This is a genomic window from Shinella zoogloeoides, assembly GCF_003574625.1.
Lineage (GTDB): Bacteria > Pseudomonadota > Alphaproteobacteria > Rhizobiales > Rhizobiaceae > Shinella > Shinella zoogloeoides_A.
This window is the reverse complement of record NZ_QNUJ01000005.1, coordinates 282,866-307,123: the sequence shown is the minus strand read 5'-3', so window position 1 is coordinate 307,123 and position 24,258 is coordinate 282,866. Positions and strand designations below refer to the sequence as shown.

Annotated in this window: 16 protein-coding genes and 1 tRNA gene; 12 read left to right on the top strand and 5 right to left on the bottom strand. The window is 65.2% G+C overall.

All coding sequences use genetic code 11. The features are described from left to right. The first annotated feature begins 63 nt into the window (after nucleotides 1–63). Nucleotides 64–138 (top strand) — tRNA-Val (locus tag DSD28_RS12190). Between the two features lie 416 nt (nucleotides 139–554). Continuing rightward, complete coding sequence (locus tag DSD28_RS12185) at nucleotides 555–2,039, top strand: nucleobase:cation symporter-2 family protein (protein WP_119256664.1); 1,485 nt, start codon at nucleotides 555–557, stop codon at nucleotides 2,037–2,039. A 97-nt stretch (nucleotides 2,040–2,136) separates the two neighbouring features. Here the strand turns inward: DSD28_RS12185 and DSD28_RS25905 are convergent, their stop codons facing one another. From DSD28_RS25905 to DSD28_RS12175, 3 genes are all read right to left on the bottom strand, one after another. Continuing rightward, a complete protein-coding gene (locus DSD28_RS25905) occupies nucleotides 2,137–2,271 on the bottom strand; it encodes a lipoprotein (RefSeq protein WP_162911367.1) in 135 nt (44 codons plus the stop codon). 104 nt (nucleotides 2,272–2,375) lie between these two features. After that, entirely contained in the window at nucleotides 2,376–3,524 is a 1,149-nt protein-coding gene (gene dgoD / locus DSD28_RS12180; protein ID WP_119256663.1) for a galactonate dehydratase, read from the bottom strand. A 56-nt stretch (nucleotides 3,525–3,580) separates the two neighbouring features. Next, the gene (locus tag DSD28_RS12175; protein ID WP_119256662.1) at nucleotides 3,581–4,327 is read right to left on the bottom strand and encodes a FadR/GntR family transcriptional regulator; all 747 of its coding nucleotides are present in this window, start codon (nucleotides 4,325–4,327) and stop codon (nucleotides 3,581–3,583) included. A 161-nt stretch (nucleotides 4,328–4,488) separates the two neighbouring features. Here DSD28_RS12175 and DSD28_RS12170 point away from each other — a divergent pair, with 161 nt between their 5' ends. Then, entirely contained in the window at nucleotides 4,489–6,018 is a 1,530-nt protein-coding gene (locus tag DSD28_RS12170; protein ID WP_119256661.1) for a UxaA family hydrolase, read from the top strand. On the opposite strand, the gene DSD28_RS12165 is transcribed toward DSD28_RS12170, so the two are convergent. Together DSD28_RS12165 and DSD28_RS12160 are read right to left on the bottom strand one after the other, a co-directional pair. After that, on the bottom strand, nucleotides 6,019–6,372 hold the full coding sequence (locus DSD28_RS12165) for a VOC family protein (protein ID WP_119256660.1): 354 nt from the start codon (nucleotides 6,370–6,372) through the stop codon (nucleotides 6,019–6,021). Between the two features lie 10 nt (nucleotides 6,373–6,382). Continuing rightward, entirely contained in the window at nucleotides 6,383–7,408 is a 1,026-nt protein-coding gene (locus DSD28_RS12160) for a GntR family transcriptional regulator (protein ID WP_162911366.1), read from the bottom strand. 217 nt (nucleotides 7,409–7,625) lie between these two features. Between DSD28_RS12160 and ilvD the strand changes: the two genes are divergently transcribed. From ilvD to glgB, 9 genes are all read left to right on the top strand, one after another. Then, complete coding sequence (gene ilvD, locus DSD28_RS12155) at nucleotides 7,626–9,461, top strand: dihydroxy-acid dehydratase (protein WP_119256658.1); 1,836 nt, start codon at nucleotides 7,626–7,628, stop codon at nucleotides 9,459–9,461. A gap of 184 nt (nucleotides 9,462–9,645) precedes the next feature. Further along, nucleotides 9,646–10,380: a DUF899 domain-containing protein gene (locus tag DSD28_RS12150; RefSeq protein WP_119256657.1), complete on the top strand. Its 735-nt coding sequence runs from the start codon at nucleotides 9,646–9,648 to the stop codon at nucleotides 10,378–10,380. A 33-nt stretch (nucleotides 10,381–10,413) separates the two neighbouring features. Then, nucleotides 10,414–11,190: a VOC family protein gene (locus tag DSD28_RS12145; protein ID WP_119256656.1), complete on the top strand. Its 777-nt coding sequence runs from the start codon at nucleotides 10,414–10,416 to the stop codon at nucleotides 11,188–11,190. 129 nt (nucleotides 11,191–11,319) lie between these two features. Continuing rightward, entirely contained in the window at nucleotides 11,320–14,640 is a 3,321-nt protein-coding gene (locus DSD28_RS12140) for a DUF2126 domain-containing protein (RefSeq protein WP_119256655.1), read from the top strand. Nucleotides 14,641–14,788: 148 nt separating this feature from the next. Continuing rightward, a complete protein-coding gene (locus tag DSD28_RS12135; RefSeq protein ID WP_245424823.1) occupies nucleotides 14,789–17,167 on the top strand; it encodes a circularly permuted type 2 ATP-grasp protein in 2,379 nt (792 codons plus the stop codon). A gap of 21 nt (nucleotides 17,168–17,188) precedes the next feature. Continuing rightward, the gene (locus DSD28_RS12130; RefSeq protein ID WP_119256654.1) at nucleotides 17,189–18,076 is read left to right on the top strand and encodes a transglutaminase family protein; all 888 of its coding nucleotides are present in this window, start codon (nucleotides 17,189–17,191) and stop codon (nucleotides 18,074–18,076) included. 141 nt (nucleotides 18,077–18,217) lie between these two features. Beyond that, on the top strand, nucleotides 18,218–19,375 hold the full coding sequence (locus tag DSD28_RS12125; protein ID WP_245424818.1) for a vWA domain-containing protein: 1,158 nt from the start codon (nucleotides 18,218–18,220) through the stop codon (nucleotides 19,373–19,375). Nucleotides 19,376–19,581: 206 nt separating this feature from the next. Further along, nucleotides 19,582–22,041, top strand: coding sequence for a glycogen/starch/alpha-glucan phosphorylase (locus tag DSD28_RS12120; RefSeq protein WP_119256653.1), 2,460 nt, complete (start codon nucleotides 19,582–19,584; stop codon nucleotides 22,039–22,041). Then, nucleotides 22,041–24,254 carry a 1,4-alpha-glucan branching protein GlgB gene (gene glgB, locus DSD28_RS12115; RefSeq protein ID WP_119256652.1) on the top strand — a complete coding sequence of 738 codons (2,214 nt, stop codon included), beginning with the start codon at nucleotides 22,041–22,043 and terminating at the stop codon, nucleotides 24,252–24,254. Before DSD28_RS12120 ends, glgB begins: the two co-directional genes overlap by 1 nt. Nucleotides 24,255–24,258: the final 4 nt, after the last annotated feature.

Genomic DNA, 24,258 nt, shown 5'->3' with positions numbered 1-24,258 from the left:
AAAAAAGCTCGAAAAGCCTATTGACGCCGCCGGATGTTTTGTGGTCTATGCGCCTCATCGAATGGGCGTGTAGCTCAGCGGGAGAGCACTACGTTGACATCGTAGGGGTCACAGGTTCAATCCCTGTCACGCCCACCATTCGATACCCAAAGGCCTTTCGGGAAACCGGAAGGCCTTTTGCTTTTCCGGTTCCGCGCACGGCCGAGATGTCGAAATCGGCCCGCTCGTCCGCCCTCTTTCGACACCTCTTCGGCCGCCACGCGGAAATACACATATGCCGCGCAGGAAAGAGTTGACGGCCCGCCTTGTTTCGGGATCAAATGACGGCCGGTTCAAGTAGCGCACAGGGGCGAAAACCGGTGTCAAGCCGGTGAAATTCCATCCGAATTGCGGAAAACGCCGGTGTGCGGCGCATCATCCCGCCCGCCCGATTACCCTGGGAAACCGTAAAGTGTTTATTCCCGGGCTAAGCTTGCGACCCTCCGCCCCGCTCCCAAAGATAGCGCACCCCGTTGGAGGACGGGCATTGGACAGTCGATGTGATGGGAGGATCCATGAGCGACGCATCCAGCATACAGCCGGTGGACGAGAAGCTGCCCGTGGGCAGGCTCGCGACGCTGGGCATTCAACACGTACTCGTCATGTATGGCGGCGCCGTCGCGGTTCCGCTCATCGTCGGCCGCGCCCTGCAACTCAGCCCGCAGGACGTCGCCTTCCTGATTTCCGCCGACCTCTTCGTCTGCGGCCTCGTCACCATCATCCAGTCGCTCGGCGTCACGCGCCATGTCGGCATCAAGATGCCGGTCATGATGGGCGTCACCTTCGCTTCGGTCGGCCCCATGGTCTCCATGGCCAACCTTGCCCCCGGAACGGAAGGGGCGCGCATGATCTTCGGCGCCATCATCGGCGCCGGTTTCATTGCGTTCCTGCTCGCCCCGATCATGGGACGGCTCCTTCGCTTCTTCCCGCCGGTCGTGACCGGCACCATCATCCTCGTCATCGGCGTGTCGCTGATGCGCGTCGGCATCAACTGGACCTTCGGCAACCCCTTCGGCCCCACCGCGCCCAAGGTGATCGACCCCAGCCATGCCGAATGGCTGGCGCAGATGAAGAAGCTCGCCGAGACGGGCGGGCCTGCCGTTCCTGACGGGCTTTCGCTCGCGCCGACGGTTTCCAACCCCTTCTATGCGGAACCGAGCCATATCGCGCTTTCGGCCTTGGTGCTCGTCTCCATCCTGGTCATCGCCCGCTTCGGCCGCGGCCTCATCAGCAACATCGCCGTCCTGACCGGCGTCGTCATCGGCTGCGTCGTCGCCGCCGTGCTCGGCATGATGCATTTCGACCGCGTGGCCGACGCCGGCTGGTTCGCCGTCGTCACACCGCTGCGCTTCGGCATGCCGATCTTCGACCCCGTCCTGATCGCCACCATGGCGCTCGTGATGATCGTGGTCATGATCGAATCGACCGGCATGTTCCTCGCCCTCGGCGAGATTACCGGCCGGACCGTGTCGCAGCAGACCCTGACGGCCGGCCTTCGCGTCGACGGCATCGGCACGATGATCGGCGGCCTTTTCAACACCTTCCCCTATACGAGCTTCTCGCAGAATGTCGGCCTCGTCGGCGTGACGGGCGTGAAGAGCCGCTATGTCTGCGTGGCGGCGGGCGTGATCATGATCGTGCTCGGCCTCATCCCGAAGATGGGCGCGCTGGTGGAAGCCGTTCCGACCTTCGTCCTCGGCGGCGCGGGCCTGGTGATGTTCGGCATGGTCGCGGCGACGGGCGTGCGCATCCTCGCCACGGTCGACTTCAAGACCTCGCGCAACAACCTCTTCGTGGTTGCCGTGTCGGTCGGCTTCGGCCTCATCCCGCTGCTGGCGCCGAACTACCTGATGTGGATGCCGCATGCGATCCACCCGATCATCGAATCGGGCATCGTGCTCGCCTCCATCGCGGCCGTCATCCTGAACGCCTTCTTCAACGGCGTCCGGTTCGAGCAGGCCGCCGCTATCGACGCGGCCCGCCTCGCCGACAGCCACTGAAGGCGTAAGGCCTCACAAACGAAAGCCGGCCCGTTCACCACGGGCCGGCTTTTCTTTGGTGCATTTCCGGCAAAAGCGCCTGGCGGTCTCGCGCCGGTCAGTTCAGCGGAACGCGAACGCCGCCGGTTTCCGCCGGGCGGGCATAGGTCGTGTTGTCGGCCGCCGTGGTGCTGCAACCGGCAAGCGCCAGAACCGCCAGCGCGGCAACGATGAAACCCGTGATGGGGCGCATGGTCCTCTCCTTTGTGACGTACCCCTATCACATAGGGGCTCGCGGCGATTCCGTCCACCACGGCGCAAGACGAAAAGCCCGGCATGAAGCCGGGCTTTCCTGTTTTACCATTCGGCGACGCTGCCGTCCTCGTGGCGCCAGATCGGGTTGCGCCAGCGATGGCCTTCCTTGGCCCGCTCGATGACATAGGCCTCGTCCACCTCCACGCCGAGGCCCGGCCCCTGCGGGATCGACACGAAGCCGTCCGCATAGTGGAACACCTCCTTGTTGGAGATGTAGTCGAGGATGTCGTTACCCTCGTTGTAGTGGATGCCGAGGCTCTGCTCCTGGATGAAGGCATTGTAGGAGACGGCGTCCACCTGCAGGCAGGCGGCAAGCGCGATCGGGCCCAGCGGGCAATGCGGCGCGAGCGCAACGTCATAGGCTTCCGCCATCGCCGCGATCTTGCGGCATTCCGTGATGCCGCCGGCATGCGACAGGTCGGGCTGGAGGATATCGACATAGCCGTCCGAGAGGACCGACTTGAAATCCCAGCGCGAGAACAGCCGTTCCCCGAGCGCGATCGGCGTCGAGCAATGGTTGGCGATCTCCTTCAGCGCCTCGCGGTTCTCCGACAGCACCGGCTCCTCGATGAACATCAGATTGTAGGGCTGGAGTTCCTTCGCCAGGACCTTCGCCATCGGCCGGTGCACGCGGCCGTGGAAATCGACGCCGATGCCGATATGCGGGCCGATGGCCTCGCGGATGATGGCGATGGTCTCCACCGCCTTCTCCACCTTCTCCCAGGTGTCGACGATCTGCATCTCCTCGCAGCCGTTGAGCTTGATCGCCTTGAAGCCGCGGGCGACGACCTCGCGGGCATTGTTGGCGACGTCGGAGGGACGGTCGCCGCCGATCCAGCTATAGACCTTGATCCGGTCGCGCACCTGGCCGCCGAGCAGGGCATGGATCGGCTGGCCATAGGCCTTGCCCTTGATGTCCCAGAGCGCCTGGTCGATGCCGGCGAGCGCCGACATGTGCACGGCGCCGCCGCGGTAGAAGCCGCCGCGATACATGACCTGCCAGTGATCCTCGATCAGCAGCGGATCCTTGCCGATGAGATAGTCGGAAAGCTCCTGCACCGCGGCTTCCACCGTCAGCGCGCGGCCCTCCACCACCGGCTCGCCCCAGCCGACGATGCCCTCGTCCGTCTCGATCTTCAGGAAAAGCCACCGCGGCGGCACGATATAGGTCGTCAGCTTCGTGATCTTCATGGGTCTGCATCCCTCGTGGGTTCGTATTCGCTCGCGGAAAGGCCCCGCGAAATTCGTCAGCTCTCGCCGGCCTTGGTCATCAGGCCGGAAAGGTCGCGCGCGGCGAGATCGAGAATGTTGCGCGAGCAGCTTTCCGCCCGCGCCGCATCGCGCAGGCGCAGCGCGTCGACCAGTTCCCGGTGCACGTCGAGCGCCTCGTCCCGCCGCGCCGCCGCCCGGTTGGAGGCGTGCAACGCATAGGAGAGCGCGGCATGGATGATGGAGGAGAGCTGGTGGAAGACCTTGTTGTGGCTCGCCTTCAGCAGCGTCTCGTGGAAGCGGGCATCGGCGGCGGTGAAGGCTTCGAGATCGCCCTCGGTGTCGCGCATCTCGTCGCAGGCCCGTTCGAGGTCCGCGATCTCCTGCGCCGTGGCGCGCGAGGCGGCGAGGAAGGCGGCGGCCGGCTCTACGGTGCGGCGCGCTTCGAGGATCGAGCCGAGCAGCTCGGCCGAAAGCACGTCCGGCCCCATCCATTCGAGGATCTGCGCGTCGAGGACATTCCATTCCGAGCGGTCGCAGACGATCGTGCCGACGCGCGGGCGGCCGCGCACGAGACCCTTGGTTTCCAGCACTTTCAGGGATTCGCGGATGACGGTGCGGCTGACACCGTAGGTCTCGCAGAGATCGCTCTCGCGCGGCAGCACTGCCCCCGGCGGAAAGCGCCCGCCGCAGATATCCGTGCCGATGGCGGCCGTCACGTTATGGCGCACGCGCGGACGGCGCGACAGCGGCCGCTGGGCCTGCCTCTTCGATCTCTCCGCCACCTTGCCTCCACCTCGCGCTAAATCATCGTACAAATCTTCTGAATTATACGACAAATTGAAGGCAAAGACCACGCCTCCGCCTTTCCGGCCAAGATATTTTCCGAATATTGACTTCTGCCGACAGAGTGCATAATGCGCCGGTCCCACTTTCAGGAGCCGCCATGCTTGCCGACCTGCCCGCCGTGCTCGTCCTCAACCCGAAAGACAATGTCGGCGTGGTGCCGGCCAATGTCGATGCCGGCCGTGCGCTGGTGAACGGCGTTGCCGCCGCCGAGCGCATCCCGCGCGGCCACAAGGTCGCCATCGCGCCCATCGCGGAAGGCGCGCCGGTGCTGAAATACGGCCAGATCATCGGCTATGCGACGCGGGCGATCCGCCCCGGCGAGCACGTGCACCTGCAGAACCTCGCCATACTCGACGTCGAACTGAAGCATGAATTCTGCGTCGACAACGCCCCGCCCGTCATGGTGCCGGAGGTTGAGCGCCGCACCTTCGAGGGCTATGACCGCGGCAACGGGCGCATCGGCACGCGCAACTATATCGGCATCCTTTCGACGGTGAACTGTTCCGCCACCGTCTCGCGCTACGTGGCGGAGCACTATGCCCGCCGATTCCGCGAGACGGGCCACGACAATATCGACGGCGTCGTGGCGCTGACCTATGGCGGCGGCTGCGCGCTGAACCTGAAATCCGAAGGCGGGCGTATTCTCACCCGCACCTTCAAGGGCTATGCCCGCAACCCCAATTTCGGCGGCATCCTGATGATCGGCCTCGGCTGCGAGACCTTTCAATACGGCCCGCTCGTCGAGGAGGCGGGGCTGGAGGAAGGCAAGACCTTCCGCACCATGATGATCCAGAACCAGGGCGGCACGCGCAGGACCATCGAGGCGGCCTGCGAGATGATCGACGACATGCTGCCGGATGTCGGCCGCATCCGCCGCACGCCACAGTCGCTGTCCGGCATCAAGCTGGCGCTCGAATGCGGCGGCTCGGACGGCTATTCCGGCATCTCCGCCAACCCGGCGCTCGGCGTCGCCTCCGACCTTCTGGTCAAGGAAGGCGCGACGACCGTGCTTTCCGAGACGCCGGAGATCTACGGTGCAGAACATCTCCTCACCCGCAGGGCCGCCCGGCCGGAGGTCGCTGAAAAGCTGCTGTCGCGCATCGATTGGTGGCGAGACTATACGGCGAAGAACGATGCCGAACTCAACAACAACCCCTCGCATGGCAACAAGGCCGGGGGCCTGACGACCATCCTCGAAAAGTCGCTCGGCGCGGTCGCCAAGGGCGGCTCCATGCCGCTCAATGCCGTCTACGAATATGCCGAGGCGGTGACGGAACCGGGCTTCGTCTTCATGGACACACCCGGCTACGACCCGGCTGCCGTGACCGGCCAGATCGCCGGCGGCTGCAACCTCGTCGCCTTCACCACGGGCCGCGGCTCCGTCTCCGGCTACAAGCCCGCGCCCTGCATCAAGATCGCCACCAACACGCCGATGTACGAGCACATCCGGGAGGACATGGACATCAACTGCGGCACCATCGTCGACGGCACCGAGACCATCGAGGAGGCCGGCCGCCGCATCTTCGAATTCGTCATCGAGACCGCTTCCGGCCGCAAGACGGCGAGCGAGGCCTTCGATTACGGCGACAACGAATTCGTGCCCTGGCAGGTCGGCGCGATCACCTGATCAGCCCGTGTGCATGAGGACATTGACGAGCGTGCCGGCCGGATCGCGCACGAAGAAGCGCCGCACGCCCCATGGCTCGTCGGCGGGCCCGTATTCGACCGGATAGCCGCCCTTCACGACGGCCGCATGGACCGTCTCCAGATCGTCCACCTCGATGGAGAGGCCGGGCACCGGCGTGCCCGAGCCTCCCTCCGAGGCAAAGCTCACCTGAAGCGGCATGGTGCCATCGGTGCCGTAGGTGGCGATCCAGCCATGGTCCATCAGGAGCCTCAGCCCGAGCACCTCTTCATAGAAGCGGGCGACCACCGCGGGATCTGCCGTCTCGATATTGGCGACGATGCGGTTGACCTTCATGGCACGCTCCTCAGCGGCTGGCGGGCGTCGCATAGGCCGGCATGTCCGGCCGGTGCGCCTCCCGCAGTTCCGCAACGCGCCCGATAACCTTGGGGAGCGAAACGGCGATATGATGGCGCAGCGTCTCGGCTGCCCGTGCGCTGTCGTCCACGTCGAGCGCCCGGAACACCGCCAGATGCTCGGCGATGAAGGGCTCGTCGGCCGGCATGCGGTGCGAGACGCCGATGATATGCTTGCTGACATTCAGCATGAAGCGGGCGCGGCGCAGCGCGATCAGCAGCTCCCGGTTCGGGCAGTAGCCGAGGCAGGTAATGTGGAGATCCGTCTCGAGATCGTCCATCGCCTCCACGGACAGGTCCGGATAGACCGCCAGCGCCTCCTCCAGCCGCTCCGTCATCGCCCTGCGTTCGGCGGGGGGAAGGAAGGGCGCGGCGCGCACCAGCGCCAGCGGCTCCAGCGACACGCGGATATCGTGCAGGTCGCGCATGCGCTGCTCGTCGAGCGGCACCAGCGTCCAGCGCATGCGCTCGTCCTTCTCGACGATGCCGAGCGCCTCCAGCCGGGTCAGCGCATCGCGCGCCACCTGCCGGCCGACGCCGCGGGCGCGCGCCAGTTCCACCTCGTTGATCCGGTGGCGGCCGAAGACGGAAAGATGCACCATCTCCCGCTCAAGGCTCTCATAGATCGCCTCCCAGCCCGGTGCCTTGCGCAGGGCCGGCGCCTCCTCGCCGAGGCCGAGCATCTCCGCCGTCAGCGCCACGCGCTTCGGTCCGCTCCGCCCCTGCCCCACGAGGAAACCGCGCCCGTCGAAGCGGCGGATCGCCCCCGCCTCCTCCAGCAGCGCGAAGGCCTGGCGAACAGGCGTTCGCGTCGAGGCGAAGAGGCCGGCAACCGGCCCCTCCAGCAAAAGCGCGCCCTTCGGCAGGCGCCCGGAGGCGATAGCCTCCGCCAGCACGTCGCGGATGCGCAGGTAGAGCGGGCTCCTGTCGAGCCCGCTCTCCGCCTCTTCCGCCAAAACCTGTGCCGTGCCGTTCATGGCGCGGACCATGGCACGAATGCACTGTGCCGACAACGGTCATGTCCGCCCCTGCATGGCCAGCGAGGAACAGGCAAGGAAATTGCGCCGCACGGCCAAAAAATCTCCATTCCTTTCGTGACGCGCGGGGCGTTTTGCGTTAGGGAACCTTGCTGAGGCTCGCAATCCGGCCCTTTCCGGCCCATATGCAAGCCGCGTCCATCTCGAGGAATTGACCATGCCCGCATATCGCTCCCGAACCACCACCCACGGCCGCAACATGGCCGGCGCCCGCGGCCTCTGGCGCGCGACCGGCATGAAGGACTCGGATTTCGGAAAGCCGATTATCGCGGTGGTGAACTCCTTCACCCAGTTCGTGCCTGGCCACGTCCATCTCAAGGACCTCGGCCAGCTCGTCGCGCGCGAGATCGAGGCTGCCGGCGGCGTCGCCAAGGAATTCAACACGATCGCCGTCGACGACGGCATCGCCATGGGCCATGACGGCATGCTCTATTCGCTGCCGAGCCGCGAGATCATCGCCGACTCGGTCGAATACATGGTCAATGCGCATTGCGCCGACGCCATGGTCTGCATCTCCAACTGCGACAAGATCACGCCCGGCATGCTGAATGCCGCCATGCGCCTCAACATCCCCGCCGTCTTCGTCTCCGGCGGCCCGATGGAGGCCGGCAAGGTCGTCCTCCACGGCAAGACCCACGCGCTCGACCTCGTCGACGCCATGGTCGCCGCCGCCGACGACAAAATCTCCGACGACGACGTCAAGGCCATCGAGCGCTCCGCCTGCCCGACCTGCGGCTCCTGCTCGGGCATGTTCACGGCCAACTCGATGAACTGTCTGACCGAAGCCCTCGGCCTGTCGCTGCCGGGCAACGGCTCGACGCTGGCCACCCATGCCGACCGCAAGCGCCTCTTCGTCGAGGCCGGCCACCTGATCGTCGATCTCGCCCGCCGCTACTACGAGCAGAACGACGAGAGCATCCTGCCGCGCTCGGTCGCCAACAAGAAGGCCTTCGAGAACGCCATGTCGCTCGATATCGCCATGGGCGGCTCGACCAATACCGTTCTCCACATCCTCGCCGCCGCCCATGAAGGCGGCATCGATTTCGACCTCGACGACATCGACCAGCTGTCGCGCAGGGTGCCGTGCCTCTCCAAGGTCGCGCCCGCCAAGCAGGACGTGCACATGGAAGACGTGCACCGCGCTGGCGGCATCATGCGCATCCTCGGCGAGCTCGACCGCGGGGGCTTGCTCCACCGCGACACGCCGACCGTGCATGCCGAGACGCTGGGCGACGCCATCGACCGCTGGGACATCACCCGCACCAGCAGCGAGACGGTCCGCACCTTCTTCCGCGCGGCACCGGGCGGCATCCCCACCCAGGTCGCCTTCAGCCAGGAAGCGCGCTGGGACGAGCTCGACACCGACGGCGAGAAGGGCGTCATCCGCTCCGTCGAACATCCGTTCTCCAAGGATGGCGGCCTTGCCGTCCTCTCCGGCAACATCGCGCTGGACGGCTGCATCGTGAAGACGGCCGGCGTCGATGAATCGATCCTGAAATTCTCCGGCCCCGCCGTTGTCTTCGAAAGCCAGGACGCGGCCGTCAAGGGCATCCTCGGCGGCGAGGTGAAGGCCGGCGACGTCGTCGTCATCCGCTACGAAGGCCCGAAGGGCGGCCCCGGCATGCAGGAAATGCTCTATCCGACGAGCTACCTGAAGTCGAAGGGCCTCGGCAAGGCCTGCGCGCTCATCACCGACGGCCGCTTCTCCGGCGGCACCTCGGGCCTGTCCATCGGCCACGCCTCGCCGGAAGCCGCGCAGGGCGGCGCCATCGGCCTCGTGCGCCAGGGCGACCTGATCGAGATCGACATCCCGAACCGCACCATCAACCTTGCGGTTTCGCAAGAGGAGCTGGCCGTTCGCCGCGCCGAGCAGGACAAGCTCGGCTGGAAGCCGGCTGCGCCACGCAGGCGCAATGTCACGACGGCGCTCAAGGCCTATGCCGCCTTCGCCGCCAGCGCCGACAAGGGCGCCGTTCGCATCCTGCCGGAATAAGCAGTCCGCCGGGCGCGGCCAGGAGGCTGCGCCCGCGCCTGTTTCCGAAAGCCCGCCGATGCGGGCTTTTCCTTCCCCACTCCTCCATCCTCTGCCGCCCATCCGATAAGCGCCGCTTTGACATCCACGATAAATGTTGATACCAACTCATTTGTCGAAAGCCCGTGAAGGAGGAGTTCCGAGCATGAGACCGAACCACGATATCGTATCCCGGGAGACGTGGCTGAACGCCCGCAAGACCCTGCTGGCCCTGGAGAAGGAGGAAACCAGGCTGCGCGACAAGGTGCGCGCCGAGCGCCTCGCCCTTCCCTGGGTCAAGGTCGACAAGACCTATACCTTCGAGACGCCGCAAGGCCGCAAAACGTTGGCGGACCTCTTCGACGGCCGCAGCCAGCTCATCGTCTACCACTTCATGTATGGCCCGGATTGGGAAGCCGGTTGCCCCGGCTGCTCCTTCATGGCGGATCATATCGACGGCATGCTGCCGCATCTCAACAATCACGACGTCACGATGGTCGCCGTCTCCCGCGCGCCGCTGGAAAAGCTGGAGGCCTACAGGAAGCGCATGGGCTGGAAATTCCCTTGGGTCTCCTCCCATGGCAGCGATTTCAACTTCGACTACCACGTATCTTTCACGAAGGAGGAGCTGGCCAGCGGCAAGGTCATGTACAATTACCGCGAGACAGACGCGGCGGATGCCCACGACGAGCTTCCCGGCCTCAGCGCTTTCTTCAAGGATGAGGACGGCATCGTCTATCATACCTATTCCGACTATGCCCGTGGCGGCGAGGAGGCGCTCGGCACGCTGATGATCCTCGACCGCGCGCCCAAGGGGCGCAACGAGACCGGCACCCTCAGTTTCGTCAAACGGAAGGACGAATATACCGGCGCGCAAAAGGCGCAATCCTGCTGCGACTGACCAACCCGCGACCACGGACAAGAGGAAAGACCGATGCACAAGGACTATGGCAGGTTCTGCTGGTACGAACTGATGACCCCTGACGTGTCCGCCGCCGAACGCTTCTACGCGTCGGTCATCGGCTGGACGACGAAGGATTCCGGCATGCCGGGCATGAACTACACCCTCGCCTATGCCGGCGACAGCCAGGTGGCCGGCCTGATGGATATTCCCGCCGAGGCGAAGGGCATGCCGCCGCTCTGGATCGGCTACATCTTCTCCGACGATCTCGAAAAAACGCTGAAGGACATCGTCGCCAATGGCGGCCAGGTCCATCGCCAGCCGCAGGACATTCCCGGCGTCGGCCGCTTCGCGGTTGCCGCCGACCCGCACGGCGCGGTCTTCTCGCTCTTCAGCACCGAGGACGAAGGCCCTGAGCAGCCCGGCATGATGACGCCCGGCCATATCGGCTGGAACGAGCTGATGGCCGGCGACCTCGACAGCGACTGGGACTTCTACGCAAAGACCTTCGGCTGGACGAAGGACAGGGCCGTGGACATGTCGGAAGGCGGCATGGGCATCTACCAGACCTTCGCGGTGCGCGGTGGCAATGCCATCGGCGGCATGATGACCAAGCCGGCGGACCTGCCCGCCCCGCCCTTCTGGGGCTACTATTTCGTGGTCGAGGGGCTGGATGCCGCGATAAGGCGGGTGACGGACGGCGGCGGGCGGATCCTGATGGACCCGATGGAAGTGCCCGGCGGCGCCTGGATCGTCAATTGCCTCGATCCGCAGGGCGCGCATTTCTCGCTGGTCGCGGCAACCCGCTGAGCCCCAGGCGACACGGGCATTCCGCCCCATCGGAGCCAGCAAGCGCGATGGCGCTTGCAATCTGTCTTCGCATTGCACAAACTCCCCTCGATGACGGCACGAGACCGTCACCGAGGGGAAACAGCACGTATGTCGATCAAGGCCGGCATCTACCACCTTACCCACTACAAATACGACAACCCGGTCCGTCTCGGACCCCAGATCATCCGGCTGAAGCCGGCGGCGCATTCCAAGACCAAGGTGATCAGCCATTCGCTGAAGGTCACGCCCGAAAACCACTTCGTGAACCTCCAGCAGGATCCCTACGGCAACTATCTCGCCCGCTACGTCTTCCCCGATCCGGTGACGGAACTGAAGATCGAGGTCGACCTCATCGCCGACATGACGGTCTACAACCCCTTCGACTTCTTCGTGGAGGAGGAGGCCGAGCACTGGCCCTTCGACTATCCGGCCGACCTCGTCGAGGACCTGAAGATCTACCGCACGCCCGAGCCGCTGACGCCCGCGCTCGAAGCCTTCATGAAGACCGTCGACCGCTCCCGCCAGCGCACGGTCGACATGGTGGTCGGCCTCAATGCGCGACTGCAACAGGAAATCGGCTACGTCATCCGCATGGAACCCGGCGTGCAATCGCCCGAGGAGACACTGAGCATCGCCCGCGGTTCCTGCCGCGATTCAAGCTGGCTGCTCGTGCAGATCCTGCGCAATCTCGGCCTCGCCGCCCGCTTCGTCTCCGGCTACCTCATCCAGCTGACGCCCGATCTCAAGGCGCTCGACGGCCCCTCCGGCACCGAAGTGGACTTCACCGACCTTCATGCCTGGTGCGAGGTCTATATTCCCGGCGCCGGCTGGATCGGCCTCGACCCGACCTCGGGCCTCCTGACCGGCGAAAGCCATATCCCGCTCGCCGCCACCCCGCATTACCGCAATGCCGCGCCGATCAGCGGCGGCTATTTCGGCGAAGCGAATACCGAATTCGACTTCGCGATGACGGTCACCCGCGTCGCCGAGCACCCGCGCATCACCAAGCCCTTTTCCGACGAAAGCTGGGAGGCGCTGAACGCGCTCGGCCGTGAGGTCGACGGCGTCCTCGCCGAGAACGACGTGCGCCTCACCATGGGCGGCGAGCCGACCTTCGTGTCCATCGACGATTTCGAATCCGCCGAATGGAACACCGCCGCCGTCGGCCCCACCAAGCGCGAGAAGGCAGACCAGCTGATCCGGCGCCTGCGTGAAAAATTCGCGCCCGGCGGCTTCCTGCATTACGGGCAGGGCAAGTGGTATCCCGGCGAAAGCCTGCCGCGCTGGACTTTCTCGCTCTACTGGCGGCGCGACGGAAAGCCGATATGGCAGAACCCGGACCTTATCGCCGAGGAAGGCGCGCCGCGCCCGGTGACGGAAGACGACGCCGGCCGGCTCCTCACCGCGATTGCCGGCGAACTCGACATTCCGGCCGAAAACGTGATGCCCGCCTTCGAGGACCCCGCCGAATGGCTGGTCAAGGAGGCAAATCTTCCCAACAACGTGGACCCCTCCAACTCGAAGCTGGAGGACGCCGAGGAGCGCAACCGCATCGCCCGCGTCTTCGAGCGCGGCCTCACCCGCCCGACCGGCTATGTGCTGCCCGTCCAGGCGTGGAATTCCCGCGCCAGCGGCCGCCGATGGTCGAGCGAGAAATGGCAGACCCGCCGGGGCCGCCTCTTCCTCGTGCCCGGCGACAGCCCGGTCGGCTACCGCCTGCCGCTGAATTCGCTGCCCTGGCTCTCGCCGGCCGTCTATCCCTACATAAACCCGATGGACCCCACCATCGAACGCGACGAACTGCCTGACTACGCGGAGGACGCGGGCCGCCCGCAGCAAACCGCACATTTCCAGCCCTTCAAGGGCCAGCAGCCGCAGGTGCCACAATCCGCCGACGAGATCGGCGGCTATGTGCGCACCGCCATCTCGGTCGAGCCGCGTGATGGCCGGCTCTGCGTCTTCATGCCGCCGACCGTCAGCGTCGAAGAGTATCTCGACCTCATCGCCTCCGCCGAGCGCGCCGCCGCTGCGATCGGCCTGCCGGTCCATATCGAGGGCTATGCCCCGCCGCATGACGAGCGCCTCAACGTCATCCGCGTCGCGCCCGATCCCGGCGTCATCGAGGTCAACATCCACCCGGCCTCGACGTGGGACGACTGTGTCGACATCACCACGGCGATCTACGAGGAAGCCCGCCAGTCCCGCCTCGGCGCGGACAAGTTCATGATCGACGGCCGCCACACCGGCACCGGCGGCGGCAACCATGTGGTCGTCGGCGGCGCCAACCCGAACGACAGCCCGTTCCTGCGCCGCCCGGACCTCCTGAAGAGCCTCGTGCTGCACTGGCAGCGCCACCCCTCGCTCTCCTACCTCTTCTCCGGCCTTTTCATCGGCCCCACCAGCCAGGCCCCGCGCATCGACGAGGCCCGGCACGATTCGCTCTACGAGCTGGAAATCGCGCTCTCGCAGGTGCCGCCGCCCGGCGAGGGCCAGCCGCCGCTGCCCTGGCTCGTCGACCGCCTGTTCCGCAACCTCCTGACTGACGTCACCGGCAACACGCATCGCTCGGAAATCTGCATTGACAAGCTCTTCTCGCCGGATGGACCGACCGGCCGCCTCGGCCTCGTCGAGTTCCGCGGTTTCGAGATGCCACCGAATGCCCGCATGAGCCTTGCCCAGCAGCTCCTCATCCGCGCCCTCATCGCCCGCTTCTGGCAGAACCCCGCGCAGGGCGGTTTCGTGCGCTGGGGCACCACGCTGCACGACCGCTTCATGCTGCCGCACTACGTCTGGCAGGATTTCCTCGACGTCCTCGCCGACCTCAAGGCGAATGGCTTCGAGCTGCGCCCGGAATGGTTCTCCGCCCAGCTCGAATTCCGCTTCCCCTTCTGCGGCGAGGTGGAATACGAGGGCGCGAACCTGGAACTGCGGCAGGCGCTGGAGCCCTGGCATGTCATGGGTGAGCAGGGCGCCATCGGTGGCACGGTGCGCTATGTCGACAGTTCCGTCGAGCGCCTGCAGGTCAAGCTGGAGACGGCCAATCCCGAGCGCTACACCGTCGCCTGTAACGGCAGGCCGATGCCATTGAGGTCAACAGGCACGAAGGGCGTCTCGATCGCCGGCGTTCGCTTCAAGGCATGGCAGCCCGCCTCGGGCCTTCATCCGGTGCTGCCCGTCAACACACCGCTTACTTTCGACATTTATGATACATGGTCGCGCAGAGCGATCGGGGGCTGCATTTACCACGTTGCCCATCCGGGCGGACGCAACTATGACACCTTCCCGGTAAACGGCAACGAGGCCGAGGCGCGCCGGCTGGCGCGGTTCGAGCCCTGGGGGCACAGGGCCGGCGGCTATACGCTGTGGCCGGAAACACCGCCGGCGGACTTCCCGCTGACGCTGGATCTGCGCCGGCCGCCCGGGATCTAAGGCAATTCCTGCAAAAGTGCGCAGCGGTTTTGCGTCTGGAATTGCGCGAGACAAAGAGCTGGAGCATTTCCGCATCTCGAAGACGGCGGAAATACGAGAGCTGCCTAGGAGACATTGATTGAAGACCACGACTGCGGAAGCGGAACGCATCGAGGCCGAGGCGGCGGAAGCATCCGCGCGCGCCTATGCGCCCCTTCCCGGCGTCGCCGATGAAATGGTCGACACCGACGGCGTCGTGCGCCCTGTCTGGCGTGCCCTTCTCAACGCGCTCGAGCGCATGGACGAAACCGAACTGGCCGGCCGCTTCGCCCGCGCCGACCGGTATCTGCGCGATGCCGGCGTCTTCTACCGCGCCTATGGCAAGGAGGCCGTCACCGACCGCGCCTGGCCGCTCTCCCACGTTCCCGTCATCATCGACGAGGCCGAATGGGAAAACCTATCGCGCGGCCTCGTCCAGCGCGCAGAATTGCTGGAAGCCGTCATCGCCGATATCTACGGCAGGAACGAACTCGTCGCCAACGGCCTGCTCCCCCCTGCCCTCGTCGCCTCCAACGACGAGTTCCTGCGCCCGCTCGTCGGCGTGCAGCCGGCCGGCCGGCACTTCCTGCACTTCGTCTCCTTCGAGATCGGCCGTGGGCCGGATGGCAACTGGTGGGTCCTTTCCGATCGCACCCAGGCCCCCTCCGGCGCCGGCTTCGCGCTGGAAAACCGCGTGGCGACGACCCGCGCCTTCTCCGACGTCTATGCCGAAACCCACGCCCATCGCCTCGCCGGCTTCTTCGGCGCCTTCCGCAACGCGCTGCAGGCGGGCAAGGCGGCGGACGACCGCATCGCCGTCCTGACACCCGGCCTTGCCAACGAAACCTATTTCGAGCATGCCTATATCGCCCGCTATCTCGGCTTCATGCTGCTGGAGGGCGAGGACCTGACCGTCGTCGACGGCAAGGTCATGGTGCGCACGGTCGCAGGCCTCAAGCCCATCGGCGTGCTCTGGCGCCGTCTCGATGCCGCCTTTGCCGATCCGCTCGAGCTGAACCAGAACTCCCATATCGGCACGCCCGGCATGGTCGAGGCGCTGCGCTCCGGCTCCGTCACCTTCGTCAACGCGCTCGGCGCGGGCATCGTCGAAACCCGCGCCTTCCTCGCCTTCCTGCCGAATATCTGCCGGCATCTGCTCGGCGAGGAGCAGCGCCTCCCCTCCATCGCAACGTGGTGGTGCGGCCAGAAGGACGAGCGCGAGCACGTCGCGGCCAATATCGAGCGCATGATCATCGGCCCGGCCTATTCCACGCGCCCCTTCTTCGACGACAACGCCCAGTCCGTGCTCGGCTCCAGCCTGCGCGACACGGCCAAGCAATCCATCGCCGAATGGCTGGCGACGGACGGTGCCAAGCTCGTCGGCCAGGAAGCCGTCACCCTTTCCACCACGCCCGCCTTCGTCGATGGCAAGCTGGTGCCGCGGCCCATGTCGCTGCGCGTCTTCGCCGCCCGCACCCGCGACGGCTGGCAGATCATGCCCGGCGGCTTCGCCCGCATCGGCTCGGGCGACAATGTCGCGGCCATCGCCATGCAGGAAGGCGGCTCGGCCGCCGATGTCTGGATCGTCAGCCGCAAGCCTGTCGAGCGCACCTCGCTCCTGCCCGCTGAGGAGGAATTCACCCGCAACATGCCCGGCAGCCTGCCGAGCCGCGCGGCCGACAACCTCTTCTGGCTCGGCCGCTATATCGAGCGGGCGGAAGGCGCGCTGCGCATCCTGCGCGCCTGGCATGGCCGCTACGCCGAATATGCCGATCCGGAACAGCCGCTCCTCAAGGATGTCAGCGAATATCTCGACGCGCTCGACATCGACACGTCCGAAGCCGTGCCGACGAGCCTCATCCGCAACATCGACAGCGCCGTCTTCTCCGCCAGCAACATCCGCGACCGCTTCTCGCCGGACGGCTGGCTGGCGCTCAACGACCTGTCGAAGACCGCCCGCCGCTTCCATGTCAGCATCCAGCCCGGCGACGATGCGACCCGCGCCATGACGGTGCTGCTGCGCAAGCTCGCGGGCTTCGCCGGCCTCGTGCACGAGAACATGTATCGCTTCACCGGCTGGCGGTTCCTGTCCATCGGGCGTTATCTCGAGCGCGGCCTGCACATGACGCGCCTGCTCGGCCACATGTCCGGCGAGGATGCCCCGGATGGCGCGCTCGACATGCTGCTGGAGATCGGCGACAGCGTCATGACCCATCGCCGCCGCTACAATGTGGCGACTGCGCGCCTGACCGTCACCGACCTGCTGGCGCTCGACGCGCTCAATCCGCGCTCGATCCTCTACCAGCTCAACGAGATCAAGAACGAGATCGAGCAATTGCCGAACGCCTATTCGAACGGCCAGATGTCGCCCTTCTACCGCGAGGCCATGCGCCTTCACGCGGGGCTGGCGGTGATGACCCCGGAGACCATGACGGACGCTGTCTACAAGCGCCTCGAGACGGAGATGGAAAAGCTCTCCGACATTCTCGCGCAAACCTATCTGAGCTGAGCGAGGGGGAGGCGCCGAATCATGCTCTACGACGTCAACCTCCATATCAGCTATCTCTATGACACGCCGGTTTCCGGCGGCCGGCATATCGTTCGCGTTCTGCCGCTCTCCATCGAGGGCCGCCAGCGCCTCGTCGCCGGCACTGTCGGCGTCACGCCCGGCCCGGGCGAGCGGGTCGACCATCACGACTTCTTTGAAAACCCGATGAGCGCGATCCTCTTCCGCAGCCAGCACGAGCGGCTGGACATCCGCATGCAGGCGCGCGTGCAGGTCGATGCGCCGGAAGCCACCGCCGACCTCTCGCCCCGCGTCACCGAGCTGCCAGAGGATATCGCCGGCTATTGGTCGCTCGACGCCGGTTCGCCGCATCACTATACCGGCCCGAGCCCGCGGCTGAAGGACTGCCCGGAGATCGCCGACTATGCCCGCGCCATCGCCAAACCCGGCATGACGGTCCGCGCCATCGCGACGGCGCTCTGCGCGCGCATTCACAAGGACTTCACCTACGACCCGAAGGCGACGAGCGTCGACACGACGCCGCGCGAGGCCTTCAAGCTGAAACGCGGCGTCTGCCAGGATTTCTCCCATGTGATGATCGTGGCGCTACGCAGCCTCGGCATTCCCGCCGGCTATGTCAGCGGGTTCCTGCGCACCATTCCCCCGCCGGGCAAGGAGCGGCTGGAGGGCGCGGACGCCATGCATGCCTGGGTGCGCTACTGGGGCGGACGGGTGAACGGCTGGATGGAGCTCGACCCGACCAACGACATTCCCGCCGGCACCGACCATATCGTCGTCGCCTATGGCCGCGACTATGCCGACGTCGCCCCGGTCATCGGCGTCCTGAAGGGTTACGGCCAGCACCAGACGAACCAAGCCGTCGACGTCATCCCGGTACGGCCGGCATCGTGAATTCCCGTTTGGAAACAGCCACAGGCGGCGGGATTTCGGGACCCGCGCAATTTTACGAAAACTATACCACGCGCTCGAACCGTTGAATAACACTTCGCTGGTAGCTTCACCCCACATTATGACGATGTTGAGTGAAGTCTCATGAAGAAGATGACGGAAAAACGCAGCCTGCTGGCCCGCTTGAGGGATGACCGCCGCGGCAATTTCGCGATGATGACGGCCTTCGCCCTCCCGGTCATCCTGGGTGCCGGCGGCTTCGCGATGGATCTCACCAACATGGTGCTGACCAAGGCCGAGCTGCAGGATGCGGTCGACTCCGCCTCGCTGGCCGCCGCCTCGGCGCTTTCCAACGACAAGAAGACTGTCGCGGAAGCCAAGGAAATCGCGCTGAAATTCTTCAAGACGCAGCTGAGCGGCACCCTGCCCGGCAAGAGCGACCTGACCTCGGCCACGACCATCGACATCACGGAAACGACCGAAGCCTCCGGCGGCAAGACCTTCAAGATCAATGTCGCGACAGGTTACGAGCTGCAGCTCAACCCACTGACGCGTCTTTTCGGCCAGACCTCGAAGCAGATCGTCGCGAGCGGATCGGCGGAGAGCGGCACGGAATCGAAGAATGCCCTGTCGATGTATTTCGTGCTCGACCGCTCCGGCTCGATGGGCGAACAGACGAACAGCACGACGACCTATGCTTGCCCTACGAAGAAGGATCCTAACAAGACCTGCACGACCAAGCTGACACGCATAGCCTCGCTGCAGCTCGCTACGCAGGATCTTCTCAAGCAACTCGATACTGCCGACCCCAAGGCAATTTTCGTGCGCACCGGCGCCGTATCGTACAACAGCTCAGCCCAGTCGCCCACGGATCTCGCCTGGGGAACGGCGGGTGTCCTCAAGTACGTCAACGCGCTGACCGCCAGCGGCAACACCAACTCGGCCCCCGCCTTCACCATCGCCTACAACAGCCTGACAAGCGGCACGGAAGAAACCGAGCACAAGAACAAGGCCGGCAACGGTCAGGTGCCGTCGAAATACATTATCTTCATGACCGACGGCGACAACAACATCGCATCCGCCGACACAGACACGAAGACGGAGTGCGACAAGGCGAAGGCAAACAATATCGAAGTCTACACGATCGCCTTCATGGCGCCGAGCCGTGGCCAGGCCCTGCTGCAATATTGCGCCACCACAACGAACCACTACTTCGCCGCCGAGAGCACCGCCGACCTTCTGGCGGCGTTCAAGACCATCGGTCAGCAGGCTTCGCAGGTGATCGCCCGCGTCACGAAATAGCCGGCGCTTTCCTTTGATGAACGAAGCCCGCCGTGCGCCGCTCGGCGGGCTTTTTCATCTCCCGGAGCTGTTTCAGTCCTGTCGAAAATGCATGCGCCCTTTCTTGAAAAGGCATATTGCAAGCGCTTCGGATAGATGCATAAATTGATTTAAACGCGATTTTCGACTGATCGAACGCTGAGAATGCAAAGGGGCAAGGTTCGCCGATGATGAACAGGGTAACCAACAACGACCTTGCCCCCGCCCCTCGATCATCGGACCGTGAACAGCTCGCCACAGAACTTCTCGAACGCCTCAAATACCGCATCGGCAAGGACCCGAAAGTCGCCAAGCCGCATGACTGGCTGACCGCTGCGATCCTCGTGGCGCGCGACCGCGTCACCGACAAGTGGATGGACTCCACGCGCCGCACCTATTCCACCGGATCGAAGCGCGTCTACTATCTCTCGCTGGAGTTCCTCATCGGCCGCCTGATGCGCGACGCCATGACGAATATCGGCATTTTGGACGAAATGCGCCATGCGCTCGCCTCGCTCGGCGTCGATCTCGACGTCATCGCCGAGCTGGAGCCCGATGCCGCGCTCGGCAATGGCGGCCTCGGACGCCTCGCCGCCTGCTTCATGGAGAGCATGGCGACGGTCGACGTGCCCGCCTATGGCTACGGCATCCGCTACGTGCACGGCCTCTTCCGCCAGCAGATGGCGGACGGCTGGCAGGTGGAGCTGCCGGAAACCTGGCTCGCCCACGGCAACCCCTGGGAATTCGAGCGGCGCGAAAGCTCCTACGAGATCGGCTTCGGCGGTGCCGTGGAGACGATCAATATCGGCGAGGACAAGCAGCGCTTCGTCTGGAAGCCGGCCGAACGCGTCATCGCGACGGCCTATGACACGCCGGCCGTCGGCTGGCACGCCAAGCGCGTCAACACGCTGCGCCTCTGGTCGGCCAATCCCATCGACCCGATCCTGCTCGACGCCTTCAATGCCGGCGACCATATCGGCGCCCTTCGCGAGAGCAACAAGGCCGAAAGCCTGACGCGCGTGCTCTATCCGGCCGACGCCACGCCCGCCGGCCAGGAACTGCGCCTGCGCCAGGAATTCTTCTTCTGTTCGGCCTCGCTGCAGGACATCCTGCGCCGCCATCTCCAGCAATATCCGGATTTCAGCTCCCTGCCGGACGCCGTCGCCATCCAGCTCAACGACACGCACCCTGCCGTTTCCGTCGCCGAGCTGGTGCGCCTGCTCACCGATGTGCACGGCCTCGATTTCGATATCGCCTGGGATCTGGCCCGCCGCACCTTCTCCTACACCAATCACACGCTCCTGCCGGAAGCGCTGGAAAGCTGGCCGGTGCCGCTCTTCGAGCGCCTTCTGCCGCGCCACATGCAGATCGTCTATGCGATCAACGCCAAGATTCTCGTCGAGGCCCGCAAGGAAAAGGGTTTTGAGGACCAGCGCATCCGCAACATCTCGCTGATCGAGGAATCCGGCGAGCGCCGCGTGCGCATGGGCAATCTCGCCTTCGTCGGCTCGCACTCGATCAACGGCGTGTCGGCGCTGCATACCGAGCTGATGAAGGAAACGGTCTTCGCCGACCTGCACAAGCTCTATCCCGACCGCATCAACAACAAGACGAACGGCATCACGCCGCGCCGCTGGCTGATGCAGTGCAATCCGGGCCTGTTCGAGCTGATCCGCGAATCCATCGGCGACGCCTTCATGGACGATGCCGAGGCGCTGACGGCGCTCGACGCCTTCGCCGACAACCGGGACTTCCAGGGGCGCTTTGCCGCGATCAAGCGGGAGAACAAGAACCGCCTCGCGAACCTCGTCGGCAGCCGCATGGGCGTGCGCATCGATCCCGCCGCGATGTTCGACATCCAGATCAAGCGCATCCACGAATACAAGCGCCAGCTCCTCAACATCATCGAGGCCGTCGCGCTCTACGACCAGATCCGCTCGCATCCGGAGCTCGACTGGGTACCGCGTGTGAAACTCTTCGCGGGCAAGGCGGCGCCGAGCTATCACAATGCCAAGCTGATCATCAAGCTCGCCAACGACGTGGCGAAGGTGATCAACAACGACCCGGCCGTGCGCGGCCTGCTCAAGGTCGTCTTCGTGCCGAATTACAATGTCTCGCTCGCCGAGATCATGGTGCCCGCCGCCGACCTTTCCGAGCAGATCTCGACGGCCGGCATGGAAGCCTCGGGCACCGGCAACATGAAGTTCGCGCTCAACGGCGCGCTGACCATCGGAACGCTCGATGGCGCCAATGTCGAGATGCGCGACCATGTCGGCGCGGAGAACATCGTCATCTTCGGCATGACCGCCGAAGAGGTGGCGAAGGTGCGCGCCGAAGGGCACAATCCCCGCGCCATCATCGAGCAGTCGCGGGAGCTTTCCCAGGCGCTCGCCGCCATCTCCTCCGGCGTCTTCTCTCCGGATGACCGCAACCGCTTCACCGGCCTCGTCGACGGCATCTACAATCACGACTGGTTCATGGTGGCGGCCGATTTCGACGCTTATGCGAAAGCCCAGCGCGAGGTCGACGCCATCTGGACCGACAAGCCCTCCTGGTACGCGAAAACGATAAGGAACACCGCCCGCATGGGCTGGTTCTCCTCCGACCGCACCATCCGCCAATACGCAACGGAAATCTGGAGAGCCTGATGACCGCACCGCCAAAAAAAGGCACGACGGAACAACCGTCAGAGCTTCTGGCGAAGGCGGACATCGACGCGATCTTGGAGGGAAGGCACTGGGACCCGTTCGCAGTGCTGGGCCTTCACGCGTCCGGCAACACGTTCATCGCCCGCTGCTTCCTGCCCGGGGCGAGCGAGGTGGCGGTCGAAACCTTGTCCGGCAAGGAGATCGGCACGCTGACGCGCGTCGCCGAGGCCGGCATCTTCGCCGGCGAGGTCGCGGCGAAAAAGCTCCAGCCGGTCCGCTACCGCGCCCGCAATGCCGGCGGGGAATGGACCGTCGTCGATCCCTACAGCTTCGGCCCCGTGCTCGGCCCGATGGACGACTACTATATCCGCGAGGGCTCGCATCTTCGCCTCTTCGACAAGATGGGCGCCCATCCGATGACGCTGGAAGGCGTCGAGGGCTTCCACTTCGCCGTCTGGGCGCCGAATGCCCGGCGCGTCTCCGTCGTCGGCAATTTCAACGAATGGGACGGGCGGCGGAACCCGATGCGCCTTCGCCGCGACACCGGCATCTGGGAAGTCTTCCTGCCCGGCATTAACGAAGGCCACGCCTACAAGTTCGAGATCGTCGGCATGAACGGCGAGGTCCTGCCGCTCAAGGCCGATCCCTTCGCCCGCCGCTCGGAACTGCGCCCCAACAACGCCTCGATGACGACCGGCCCGATCGACCAGGCCTGGGAGGACGAGGCGCACCTTGCCCATTGGGCCTCCGCGGATGCCCGCCGCCAGCCGATCTCGATCTACGAGGTCCATGCCGGCTCCTGGCAGCGCCATGGCGACGGGGCGTTCCTGACCTGGGACGAGCTGGCCGACCATCTCATCCCCTATTGCGTCGACATGGGCTTCACCCATATCGAGTTCCTGCCGATCTCCGAATATCCCTTCGACCCGTCCTGGGGCTACCAGACGACCGGCCTCTATTCGCCGACCGCCCGCTTCGGCGAGCCGGAAGGCTTCGCCCGTTTCGTCAACGGCTGCCACAAGGTCGGCATCGGCGTCATCCTCGACTGGGTGCCGGCGCATTTCCCGACGGACGCGCACGGCCTCGGCCGCTTCGACGGCACCGCACTCTACGAGCATGCCGACCCGCGCCAGGGCTTCCACCCGGACTGGAACACGGCGATCTACAATTTCGGCCGCGCCGAAGTGCTCTCCTACCTCATCAACAACGCGCTCTACTGGGCGGAGAAGTTCCATCTCGATGGCCTGCGCGTCGATGCGGTGGCCTCGATGCTCTATCTCGACTATTCGCGCAAGCACGGCGAATGGGTGCCCAACGAATACGGCGGCAACGAGAACCTGGAGGCCGTTCGCTTCCTGCAGTCCATGAACCGCCACGTCTATGCCGGCCATCCCGGCATCCTGACCATCGCGGAGGAATCCACCTCCTGGCCGAAAGTCTCGCACCCCGTGCATGAAGGCGGGCTCGGCTTCGGCTTCAAGTGGAACATGGGCTTCATGCACGACACGCTGCAATACCTCTCGCGCGAGCCGGTGCACCGCAAGTTCCACCATAACGACATGACCTTCGGCCTGCTTTATGCCTTCACGGAGAACTTCGTGCTGCCGCTCAGCCATGACGAGGTGGTGCACGGCAAGGGCTCGCTGATCGCCAAGATGACCGGCGACGACTGGCAGAAATTCGCCAATCTCAGGGCCTATTACGGCTTCATGTGGGGTTATCCCGGCAAGAAGCTGCTCTTCATGGGCCAGGAATTCGCCCAGTGGCAGGAATGGAGCGAGGCCCGCTCGCTCGACTGGAACCTGCTCGAATATCCGCTGCACGAAGGCATGCGCCGGCTCGTGCGCGACCTCAACGGCACCTATCGCCGCAAGGCCGCGCTCCATGCCCGCGACTGCGAGGGCGAAGGCTTCGAATGGCTGATCGCCGACGACCGCGACAACTCGGTCTTCGCCTGGCTGCGCAAGGCGCCCGGCGAAAAGCCTATCGCCGTCATCACCAACTTCACCCCCGTCTACCGCGAGGGCTATGGGGTGCCGCTGCCGGTGGAGGGCCGGTGGCGGGAAATCCTCAACACCGATGCCGAGATCTATGGCGGCAGCGGCAAGGGGAACGGCGGCGCCGTCGAGGCCCGCAAGCACGCAAACGGAAGAATAGCCGCCGCCATCACCCTGCCGCCATTGGCGACGGTGATGCTCGAGCTGGACGCATGACAGA